General features: G+C 33.0%; 10 protein-coding genes and 1 pseudogene. 8 read left to right on the top strand and 3 right to left on the bottom strand.

Annotated elements, in window-relative coordinates; translation table 11 throughout:
• Nucleotides 1-118: 118 nt before the first annotated feature.
• Entirely contained in the window at nucleotides 119-1,270 is a 1,152-nt protein-coding gene (locus tag C0512_RS13875; protein WP_290862579.1) for a lycopene cyclase family protein, read from the bottom strand.
• A 79-nt stretch (nucleotides 1,271-1,349) separates the two neighbouring features.
• Complete coding sequence (locus C0512_RS13880; protein ID WP_290862581.1) at nucleotides 1,350-1,868, bottom strand: DUF1905 domain-containing protein; 519 nt, start codon at nucleotides 1,866-1,868, stop codon at nucleotides 1,350-1,352.
• A 58-nt stretch (nucleotides 1,869-1,926) separates the two neighbouring features.
• Here C0512_RS13880 and rpiB point away from each other — a divergent pair, with 58 nt between their 5' ends.
• From rpiB to C0512_RS13900, 4 genes are read left to right on the top strand one after another with little or no spacing between them, the layout of a single operon-like run.
• Nucleotides 1,927-2,358, top strand: coding sequence for a ribose 5-phosphate isomerase B (rpiB, locus tag C0512_RS13885; protein WP_290862583.1), 432 nt, complete (start codon nucleotides 1,927-1,929; stop codon nucleotides 2,356-2,358).
• Nucleotides 2,359-2,712 carry a hypothetical protein gene (locus tag C0512_RS13890; RefSeq protein ID WP_290862585.1) on the top strand — a complete coding sequence of 118 codons (354 nt, stop codon included), beginning with the start codon at nucleotides 2,359-2,361 and terminating at the stop codon, nucleotides 2,710-2,712.
• Between the two features lie 14 nt (nucleotides 2,713-2,726).
• Nucleotides 2,727-3,632 (top strand): cation diffusion facilitator family transporter, encoded by a 906-nt coding sequence (locus tag C0512_RS13895; protein WP_290862587.1) that lies wholly within the window; start codon nucleotides 2,727-2,729, stop codon nucleotides 3,630-3,632.
• A 51-nt stretch (nucleotides 3,633-3,683) separates the two neighbouring features.
• A complete protein-coding gene (locus tag C0512_RS13900; RefSeq protein ID WP_290862589.1) occupies nucleotides 3,684-5,807 on the top strand; it encodes a Tex family protein in 2,124 nt (707 codons plus the stop codon).
• A gap of 90 nt (nucleotides 5,808-5,897) precedes the next feature.
• On the opposite strand, the gene C0512_RS13905 is transcribed toward C0512_RS13900, so the two are convergent.
• Complete coding sequence (locus C0512_RS13905; RefSeq protein ID WP_290862591.1) at nucleotides 5,898-6,098, bottom strand: twin-arginine translocase TatA/TatE family subunit; 201 nt, start codon at nucleotides 6,096-6,098, stop codon at nucleotides 5,898-5,900.
• Between the two features lie 172 nt (nucleotides 6,099-6,270).
• Between C0512_RS13905 and C0512_RS13910 the strand changes: the two genes are divergently transcribed.
• The 4 genes and pseudogenes from C0512_RS13910 to C0512_RS13925 form a co-directional block, all read left to right on the top strand.
• Nucleotides 6,271-7,140, top strand: a complete 870-nt coding sequence (locus C0512_RS13910; RefSeq protein ID WP_290862593.1) for a M23 family metallopeptidase — start codon at nucleotides 6,271-6,273, stop codon at nucleotides 7,138-7,140.
• A gap of 2 nt (nucleotides 7,141-7,142) precedes the next feature.
• On the top strand, nucleotides 7,143-8,651 hold the full coding sequence (locus C0512_RS13915) for a GH3 auxin-responsive promoter family protein (protein ID WP_290862595.1): 1,509 nt from the start codon (nucleotides 7,143-7,145) through the stop codon (nucleotides 8,649-8,651).
• A 67-nt stretch (nucleotides 8,652-8,718) separates the two neighbouring features.
• A complete protein-coding gene (locus C0512_RS13920) occupies nucleotides 8,719-10,413 on the top strand; it encodes a hypothetical protein (protein ID WP_290862597.1) in 1,695 nt (564 codons plus the stop codon).
• 5 nt (nucleotides 10,414-10,418) lie between these two features.
• Nucleotides 10,419-10,800, top strand: a pseudogene (locus C0512_RS13925) (hypothetical protein); the annotation flags it as partial.

Here is a 10,800-nt window from a genome sequence, read left to right on the forward strand (position 1 = left end):
GTAAATATTTAATATTTAGTTTATGATAAATATAAGATTATCAAGGATTTAGTAAACTTTTGTTTTTGCTGTTGATTCACTGATTACTTTTTGTAAATTTAAAAAATCAGGGGCTTTTTTATCCTCTTAATTTCCACAAAGCACGAAAAGTAGCCTTAATAAAAATCTGTTTTGGCAACGTTAACATCACTTTAAAATCTGAAAAAAGAGTACCTTCTTCATTTAAAAATTGAAAGATATTTTGAATGGAATTTTTTTGAAAAAGTCTCCCAAAAAGAGCAGCTCCCAATTCATTGTTTTGATGTAAAACCTCTAACAAAATTAAATCGTAAAACCAATAGCGGTTCTTTTGATGAAATTTAGCCAAGTTTTGATTGTTTTTTAAAAATTCTATCAGTTTTTCGGATTGTTTTTTACTGTTGAAAAAAGTAAAACCCGTGCTTGCTTTGGTCCAACCACCGGCTGTTCCAATAAATAAAACCCGTACCAAATTTTGTTTATGAAATGGAAAACACGTCATGGGAATGTTTCCTGTTTCTTTTTCTATAATTTCATAGTCGTTTATACCTCGATTTTGAAGATAGGTTTTAATTGCATTTTCGTATTCGCCATTTTCTAATAAATCTTCCGAAAACAAAGTATATTCAAATAAAGCTTCGGTTTTGGAAGTGGGCAAAACATACATAAAGCGAGTATTTCCGTCTTGTTCGATTGTAAAATCCATAAATTTTACTTCCGAATCATCAAAAAGTTCTTCTTTTGTTTTAATAAACCAACCGATGAAATGTTGCTTTAAATACGGGTACTTTTTTTGATTGAGAAGTGGATTGATATTAAAAAAACTATTCAATAAATAATTTCCAAAATACGATTGATTTTTTCCAATGATTTCAACCGAATTTTCAATCGTTTTCCAATGGATGATTTCATCATTTATAAAAGTAAAATTTGATTTGGAAGAAATTTGATCGAAAACTAATTTGTAAAAATCACTGCTTCGAATCATTTTATACAAATAAGGATGCAAGTCAAACGATTGTTGAAAATCTTGATTCCCGATAAATGCTTTTTCCCAAGTTTTAGAAAGGATAGAATCAAATTCGCCATTCGGTTCTTCCCAAAAACACCAGGTTCGGTCGTTTTGGTTTTTGATTTCCTTATCGATGATAAGAATTTCTTTGTCATCAAACCAAGCATCATTCGCCATACGATAAGCGATGAGCAAACCTGATAAACCGGAACCAAGGATAATGTAATCGTATTTTTTCATTATTTAAACCGCAAATTCGCAAATTATTTATAAAAGTAAAGATATTGCAATGCATTCATAAATATTAATTTGCGATATATTACAATCTATTCTTAAAATTCTTAAAATCTTCATTCAACCCCTTAAAATCCAAAACGCCTTTTCTATTTTTCAAATGTTCTAAAATAACGAATGATTTTTCAATCCGCAATTGTGAACTTTTGTATTTGTTTACCACATGAATCAACGTTCGTTGTTTTCCTAGGGTGAGTTGGTGAAATAAATCGCTTCCTTCGGGATCACTGAAAAATACTTCTTCCATTTCTTCCGAAAGAGGCATGCCGTATTTGCTTTCGTCTTTTATTAATTCCACATTTACATTATCATTCAAGTGCAAATTCAATTTTTTACAGATTTCTCTATTCAATAAAATGTAATGAAAAGTGACTTTTGGCAACATCGCACAATGAAAAGAAAAATTAGTATTTATGGTGCAAACCACGCGTTTATCTTTTGCTTCTGAATGTAATTTCTTAAAAATAGCATCTGGAATCGGGATGTGTAATTCCCAATACAACGCATTGTCGTCAAACGAACAAACCTGACCGTTAAATTTCATTCGAACCTGATTGAATTTGATTATTTTTGTAAAGATAAAAATAACAACACATCAACACATGAAAATATCCATTGGAAACGACCACGCCGGCCCGGATTATAAAAAAGCCATCGTTGATTTTTTAGAAAAACAAGGTCACGAAATCATAAATCACGGAACCAACACGAATGATAGTGTGGATTATCCCGATTTTGGTCATCCGGTTGCAACCGATGTAGAAACCGGAAAAGCAGAGTTAGGAATCGTTATTTGTGGTAGCGGAAACGGCATCGCTATGACTGTTAATAAACACCAAAGTATTCGAGCAGCTTTATGCTGGACCAAAGAGATTGCAGCTTTGGCCAGACAACATAATGATGCAAATATTATTAGTATTCCTGCACGATTTACTTCAATTCCGCAAGCGGTTGAAATGGTGGAAACTTTTTTGAAAACGGAATTTGAAGGCGGAAGACATCAGAATCGAGTGAATAAAATAGCTTGTAAATAAATGATGAATAAACTCGAAAAGTTATCAGATTATCAATTGATCAATTTGTTCCAAGGAGGTAACTTAGATGCTGAATTGAAAAGAAAAGTTATTAATGAAATAGATAGAAGAGATTTGAAACTTTCAAACGAGGATAAATCATTCATTTCAAATAAGCAAAAAGTTTTTGTATTTCTTACAACTATTTTTTTGTTTAAATATCATATTAAAATTGCAAATAGTTTTTTGACTAATGGAAATAAAAAACTTTATAATGAATATTGGAGATGGTATTCGTTTGGAGTAGGGTTTAAATTTATTTTATTACTTCTCTTTGCAAAATATTTATTAAGGCCAAATGTCTTAATGTTTTAAAAACAAAAACCTAAATGTCCACCAACCCAAGAATTCACAAACATAACGTAAAAGGAAACAATCTAATTTATTCCATTTTACTCAATACCTTGATTACTATTGCTCAGTTGATAGGTGGAATTATTTCAGGAAGTTTGGCTTTAATTTCGGATGCATTGCACAATTTTTCGGATGTACTTTCGCTGATTTTTAGTTTAGTAGCTCACAAATTATCCCGAAGAAAAGCCTCTGTAAATCAAACATTTGGATTCAAAAGAGCCGAGTTAATTGCTGCGTTTATTAATGCGGCTACATTAATTATTGTGGCCTTTATTTTAATTTATCATGCTATTTTCAAATTACTAAAACCCGAACCCATTGAATCAAATTTGGTGATTTGGTTGGCACTTTTAGGAATTGCGGTCAATGGTTTTTCGGTTTTATTACTTCGTAAAGAGGCCGCCCACAATTTGAATATGAAATCGGCTTATTTACATTTGTTAACAGACATGATGGCATCTGTGGCGGTTTTAACCGGTGGTTTACTGATGAAATTCTATCAGATTTATTGGGTAGATAGTTTGATGACGTTGCTCATTGCTGTTTATCTTATTGTAGTAGGATTTGATTTGTTTTTAAAATCAACCAAAATGCTAATGTTGTTTACACCGGATGCTATCGATATTAAAGACATAGTTCGCGAAGTCCATAAAATTGAAGGAGTAGGGAAGTTGCACCACATCCACGTGTGGCATTTGAATGAAGAAGAACTGCATTTGGAAGCTCATCTAGATTGTGCCGCCGATATAAAAATGAGTGAATTCAACGATTTACTACACGAAATGGAAGAAGTTCTTTATGAAAAATTCAACATTAACCACGTGAATATTCAGCCGGAATTTCAGAAGGTGGATCCGAAGGATTTTATAGTGCAGGATTGATACTACTTTTAAATAACTAAGAAATCATTTTTACTACTATAAACATTTATAATGAATCAAATACAATTCATTCAAAACGCCACACAACTTCCAACCAAAGGAATCGAAAACACGATTAACTTATTAAATGAAGATTGCACCATTCCCTTCATTTCCCGTTACCGAAAAGACCAAACCGGTAATTTAGATGAAGTGCAAATTGAACAAATTTTTAAACTCAATAAGCAGTTTGAGGAAATTTTTAAACGAAAAGAATCGATTTTAAAATCAATCGAAGAGCAAGGACAACTTTCACTGGAATTAAAACAAAAAATTGAAAATAGTTTTGATTTACAGGAAATCGAAGATTTTTATTTGCCTTATAAAAAGAAGAAAAAAACCAAAGCTGATGCCGCTCGTGAAAAAGGTTTGGAACCGTTGGCTAAAATCATCATGGCTCAAAACAGCGATGATATTGAATTTATTGCTTCCAAGTATTTGAATGATAAAGTAGCCAATGAAGACGAAGCCTTGCAAGGAGCACGTGACATTATTGCCGAGTGGATCAACGAAAACACTTTTATTCGAAAAAATCTACGACGTTTATTTCAGCGTAAAGCGATTGTTTCTACTAAAGTGGTAAAAAGCAAAAAAGACGACGAAGCTGCTCAAAAATTCAACCAATATTTCGATTGGGCTGAACCACTTTCAAAGTCTCCATCACATCGATTGTTGGCAATGCTTCGAGCAGAAGCAGAAGGTTTTGTAAAAATGAATGTAGAAATAGAACCAGAAGAAGCTATAGAATTCATCGAAAATAATACCATAAAAAACAATAAAGAAACTGCTCACCAACTGAAACTAGCCATAAAAGATAGTTTCAAACGACTATTAGAACCAGCCATTTCGAATGAAACGTTACAAGAATTTAAAACCAAAGCAGACGTAAAAGCGATTGATGTTTTTGCTCAAAATTTGAGTCAGCTGTTGCTTGCTCCACCTTTGGGAGAAAAGCGAATTTTGGCTATTGATCCGGGTTATCGTTCGGGTTGTAAAGTTGTTTGTTTGGATGAAAAAGGAGATTTGCTCTACAATGAAACCATATATCCGCATCCGCCACAAAATGAAAATGCAATGGCCATGAAAAAAATACGTTCGATGGTGAATGCTTATAATATTGAAGCGATTTCAATCGGAAACGGAACAGCCAGTCGAGAAACAGAGTTTTTCATTAAAAAAATTGCTTTCGATAAACCTATTCAGGTCTTTGTGGTTTCAGAAGCAGGAGCATCGGTTTATTCCGCCTCTAAAATTGCCCGAGATGAATTTCCAAATTATGATGTAACCGTTCGTGGGTCCGTTTCTATCGGAAGACGACTTTCGGATCCATTGGCTGAATTGGTAAAAATTGATGCGAAATCAATCGGTGTCGGTCAGTACCAACATGATGTGGATCAAACCAAACTGAAAGAAGAATTAGACACGGTAGTGGTTCGTTGCGTAAATTCAGTGGGTGTAAATTTAAATACCGCCAGTAAATCTTTATTGAGTTATGTTTCCGGAATTGGCGAAAAAATGGCCGAAAATATTGTTAATTTCAGACAAGAAAACGGTCCGTTTGAAGACAGAAAACAACTCAAAAAAGTCCCACGATTAGGTGAAAAAGCATATCAACAAGCGGCGGCATTTATTCGCATTCAAAATGGAAAAAATCCGCTAGACAATTCAGCAGTTCATCCGGAAGCGTATGCAATTGTAGAAAAAATGGCGAAAGAGTTGAAAATTTCGTTAACCGATTTAATTGGAAATAAAGAAAAAATTGCTTTGATAAAACCCGAAAATTACACCAATGAAACCATTGGAATTTTAGGAATCAAAGACATTTTAAAAGAACTGGAAAAACCTGGACTCGATCCAAGAAAATCCGCCAAAGTTTTTGAATTTGACCCAAATGTCAAAAAAATGTCCGATTTGAGAACCGGTATGATTTTACCGGGAATTGTCAACAACATTACTGCTTTTGGTTGTTTTGTAGATATTGGATTAAAAGAAAGTGGTTTGGTTCATATTTCGCAATTGAAAGCCGGATTTGTGTCGGATGTGAATGAAGTGGTCAAATTACATCAACACGTGCAAGTAAAAGTGGTTGAGGTGGATGAAGTTCGGAAAAGGATTCAGTTGACGATGGTGTTTTAAACATTTTAAAAAAAAATTCCAAATTCCATGAAAATAATCATTGGAATTTGGAATTTACTCCGAAACTTCGAGATTGAAATTTCTAAAAAATTATTCCTTTTTGTCTTCTTCTTTTTTAGAATCAGCCGGTTGGTCTTCTCTGGCAGCATTTTTAAATTCTTTAATACCACTACCCAAACCTTTCATTAATTCCGGAATTTTTTTACCTCCGAAAAGTAATAAAACAACAACGATAATTAATCCTATCTGCCAAGGACCTACCATTCCTAAAAATATAGCTAATGCATTCATAGTTTACATATTTGAAAGGACAAATGTAAAAAGAAATTACGGGACTTGTTTCGATTTCAAGTATTTCTTAACTTAAAAGTTAGTTAAAGTGAATGGTTTTTTATTTAAAACAAGAAAAACACCACTTTTTAAAGACAGTTTAATTCCTATATTTGTATATTAAAATTGAATTATGTCTGAAAAACGGCTCAAAAGACAACAACTCAAGAAGCAATTGTTTACCAAGAATAGGTTGGTGATTTTAAATGAGGAAACCTTTGAAGAGATTTTTTCATTAAAACTCAACTTGATGAATGTTTTTGTTGTGCTTACTATTTCTTCTATTTTGTTAATTTCAATTACAACTTATATAATTGCATTTACACCATTACGTGAATTTATTCCGGGATATGCTTCCAATAAATTAAAAAAGGATGCTACTATTTTAGCGGTTAAATCGGATTCTTTGGCTATTGAAGTGAAGAAAAATGAAATGTACATAAATTCTATTAAAAAGATTTTAACCGGCGATTTAGAATATGCAAAGTTTAATAAAGACTCTATTTTAGCTCAAGAAAATCCGGATAATTCAAAAGCTGATTTAAATCCTTCAGAGGAAGAGAAAAAACTCCGGGAACAAGTTGCTTTAGAAGACAAGTATAACCTTTTTGAAAAAGCTCAATCGAAAGTAAATTTAGTCTTATTTCCACCGGTAAGAGGCCACATTACTGAAAAATATAGTTCGGTTAATAAGCATTTTGCAGTTGACATTGCTGTTGCTAAAGACACACCCATTAAGTCTGTTGCTAATGGAAGCGTTGTTTTTGCAGAGTGGACTCCCTCAACCGGAAATGTTATTATTATTAAACACCGTGACGGATTATTATCGGTTTACAAACATGCAGCATCTTTAACTAAAACACAAGGAGATGTGGTCCGAACAGGAGAAGTTATTGCACTTGCCGGGTCAACCGGAAAAGAATCAACCGGAATTCACTTGCATTTTGAATTATGGAAAGACGGTTTTACCATTGATCCTTCTCAATTTATAGATTTCGAATAATTATGCGAATTAAAGTTTTAGCGGCTAAACTTCTAGCCAGAAAAGCACATAAGGATACCCAAAAATGGGCATCAAAACCGGTAGAGATACAGCAAAAGGTTTTTAAAAGTTTGATTAAACAAGCTTCAGGAACATTGTTTGGTAATGACCACCATTTTAACGTCATAAAAACGCATGATGATTTTGTCAAATATGTTCCGGTGAGAGATTATGAGGCATTGAAATCGTATGTTGATTTAGTAGTTGAAGGGAAAGAGAATATTTTATGGAAAGGAAAACCAGTTTATTTTGCTAAAACTTCCGGCACAACATCCGGAGCAAAATATATTCCGTTAACCAAAGAATCTATCCCGTTTCATATTCAGGCAGCCCGAAATGCTATTTTGAGTTATATTCACGAAACCGGCAAGGCAGATTTTGTTAAAGGGAAAATGATTTTCCTTCAAGGGAGCCCAATATTAGAAGAAAAAAACGGAATAAAATTAGGCCGCCTTTCCGGAATTGTCGCTCATTATGTGCCAAAATACCTTTTAAAAAACAGAATGCCTTCTTGGGAAACCAATTGTATTGAAGATTGGGAAACCAAAGTGAATGCAATAGTAGAAGAAACTTTTCATGAAAATATGACTGTTATTTCAGGTATCCCGGCTTGGGTGCAGATGTATTTTGAAAAACTACAACAAAAAGGAAATAAGAAAGTTGGAGAGATTTTTAAAAACTTTAATCTCTTTATCTACGGCGGAGTTAATTTTGAACCTTATCGTGCCAAGTTTGAAAATTTAATAGGCAGAAAAGTAGACTCGATTGAATTATTTCCTGCCTCGGAGGGTTTTTTTGCCTACCAGGACTCTCAGAAGGAAATAGGCATGTTATTACTTTTAAATTCAGGAATTTTCTATGAATTTATTAAAGCAGATGATTTTTTTACTGAAAATCCAAAAAGACATACTATTGGAGAAGTAGAATTAGGGGTGAATTATGCTTTAATCATTTCCACTAACGCGGGTCTTTGGGCTTATAATATTGGAGATACGGTTCAATTTACCAGTTTAAAGCCTTACAGAGTAATTGTTTCTGGACGAATTAAACATTTTATTTCAGCATTTGGCGAACACGTAATTGGTAAAGAAGTAGAATGTGCCTTAAAAGAAGCGATGGAAGGATCAACAATTCGTGTAAATGAATTTACGGTGGCTCCACAAATTTCTCCTAAAGAGGGCTTGCCTTTTCATGAATGGTTAATTGAATTTGATTCTGAAGCTTCGGGAGAGCCAAATGATATGGATGCTTTTGCTTTGAAAATAGATATCGCCATGCGGAAACAAAATGTGTATTATGATGATTTGATTAAAGGTAACGTTTTGCGTACCTTAGTTGTTACAAAAGTTAACAAAAACGGATTTCAGGATTATATGAAATCCATTGGTAAATTAGGAGGACAAAATAAGCTTCCAAGACTAAGTAATGATAGAAAAATAGCAGATGTACTCAACCAAAATAAAAAAACCTAAATTTGCAAAAAATAAAAGTATACAAATTGATTTTTATTGGCAATTTGAAATACTTAATACCTTATAAATGAAAGAAATAAAAAATATTTCCCGTTCCCGAGCTCAAGAATCATCTTCAGCTATTGAACGATTATATATTACGATGCGTCACTTGTTTAATCGTGGGTTTTATAAACCGATGGGAATTTCAGGAGAAACTTTACGGGAAGCGTTATTGCAATTACGACCTGAAATATATGGATCTATTGCTGAAGAAAAAGTAGAACTCAACGGATTATTATATGTTATCGAACGGCTTCCGGTTGGCATTGAAGAATGTCGGTATATTAATTTAACCTCGGACGAAGGCTATTCAAAATCACATTTTACAGCAATTGTTCCTCCTAAACGAAGAAGAAATTGTTACCGAATTGACGAAGAGCAGATGAACGTTGAAATTACACGTGGGCGTTCAGACATTTATGATATTTTAACCCATTTGACCTTTATTTTTATAGAATCACATAAAATTAAAGACCGTGTATTATTAGATGAAAATCAATACGAAGTAACACGAGATTGGCAAAAAGTGGAACAGTATGTTTTGCAACCCAAAAAATTATCACAAATTGATAAAGAAAAAGCAATATCTCACGCATCAAATGTGTTAGGAAGAAGCTTTTCGGAGGTATTAGCCATTTATGATTCGTTTGGAACGGCTGAAAAACCAGATCGTTTTTTACACATCATCTATTGGTTGGGAAAATTAGCTATTGAAGAAATTGTCGAAAACAATAAACGAACGATTACATTCAGTCCAATTTTAAGAGAACGATTAGGACATCATATTCATGGAGAAATTTGGGCCACTCAAATTAAGGATGTTTTAAAGAAAAATGATTTATTAGGAAGGCCTATTCATATCATTAGTGCCAATATGCATAGTGTGATGAACTCCATTTTTGCAACGAATGTGTTAAAAACAAAGTTCAAAGATAAACCGGATTTCTTTATTTATGAAGAATTAAGTAAATCCGGAGCCAATGATTTGCGAAATAAAGTTGAAGAAGTGGCTTTAAAATCAGGAATGATATCAGTTTTAGACGAATCCGGAACAAATATAGATGTACAAATTTTTGATACAGCCAAAATAGATTTTTCAAAAACATCTTTTTCAAAAGCTAAAGTAGGAGAGCAAAAGCCGGTTTTAATTGTGATGGATTATGCTTTTGGAGAACAAGCCTATGAAACCATTGACGAATTATTAAAACCATACAAAGAAGGAAAAAGCAAAGTAACCTTTTTAAATGTAGAATCGGTTTCGATAATGGGAAAAGCAGGAATTTTACAAGGAGGAAAAGGTGATATTATGATTCCATCGGCACATATCAACGAAGGTACGGGTGATAATTATCCTTTTGAAAACGAATTGACCGTTTCTATGTTTAATGGAAATGATATTCCTGTTTTTGCGGGACCAATGGTGACCGTATTAGGAACATCGTTACAGAACAAAGATTTATTGAAATTTTTCCATGAATCAACATGGGGTGTTATCGGTCTTGAAATGGAAGGAGCCTATTATCAAAAAGCAATTCAATCAGCGTCCAAAATCAGAAAAAGCATACCAGAAGAAGTAAAAGTGCGTTATGCCTACTATGCATCAGATAATCCATTGGAAACTGGAAGCACATTAGCATCCGGAGGATTAGGCACAACCGGTGTAAAACCAACCTATTTAATTACGATTAAAATACTAGAACAAATTTTTAATTCAAAATAAAAATTATGAGCGTAAACTCATCAGATAACCAGGAAATTGATTTAGGACAAGTATCTAAAAAAATAGGACAAACCTATCAAAATTTTTTAAGCTGGGTTTTTAGAGGAATTCTTTTTGTAAAAAGGAATTTCGTTTTGTTGGTAGTTCTTTTTATTGTCGGAGCTGCATTAGGATTTTATTTAGATAAAAAAGTAGCAAGTTATAATCATCAAATTATCATCTCACCCAATTTTGGAAGTACAGATTATGTATATGCTAAAATAGATTTGTTAGAATCAAAAGTCAATGAAAATGACACTACTTTTTTAAAAGAAATTGGAATAAAAGACACAAAAAAGTTTGGAAAAATTTCTGTTATGCCAATAATTGATGTCTATAAATTTATAA

Source organism: Flavobacterium sp. (assembly GCF_013822155.1).
Classification (GTDB): Bacteria; Bacteroidota; Bacteroidia; order Flavobacteriales; family Flavobacteriaceae; genus Flavobacterium.

Bases quoted from the DNA above. Each gene is read 5' to 3' on its own strand.
- C0512_RS13900 (WP_290862589.1), top strand. From the start codon at position 3,684: ATGAATCAAATACAATTCATTCAAAACGCCACACAACTTCCAACCAAA.
- C0512_RS13915 (WP_290862595.1), top strand. From the start codon at position 7,143: ATGCGAATTAAAGTTTTAGCGGCTAAACTTCTAGCCAGAAAAGCACAT.
- rpiB (WP_290862583.1), top strand. From the start codon at position 1,927: ATGAAAATATCCATTGGAAACGACCACGCCGGCCCGGATTATAAAAAA.
- C0512_RS13880 (WP_290862581.1), bottom strand. From the start codon at position 1,868: ATGAAATTTAACGGTCAGGTTTGTTCGTTTGACGACAATGCGTTGTAT.
- C0512_RS13920 (WP_290862597.1), top strand. From the start codon at position 8,719: ATGAAAGAAATAAAAAATATTTCCCGTTCCCGAGCTCAAGAATCATCT.
- C0512_RS13875 (WP_290862579.1), bottom strand. From the start codon at position 1,270: ATGAAAAAATACGATTACATTATCCTTGGTTCCGGTTTATCAGGTTTG.
- C0512_RS13890 (WP_290862585.1), top strand. From the start codon at position 2,359: ATGATGAATAAACTCGAAAAGTTATCAGATTATCAATTGATCAATTTG.
- C0512_RS13895 (WP_290862587.1), top strand. From the start codon at position 2,727: ATGTCCACCAACCCAAGAATTCACAAACATAACGTAAAAGGAAACAAT.
- C0512_RS13905 (WP_290862591.1), bottom strand. From the start codon at position 6,098: ATGAATGCATTAGCTATATTTTTAGGAATGGTAGGTCCTTGGCAGATA.
- C0512_RS13910 (WP_290862593.1), top strand. From the start codon at position 6,271: ATGTCTGAAAAACGGCTCAAAAGACAACAACTCAAGAAGCAATTGTTT.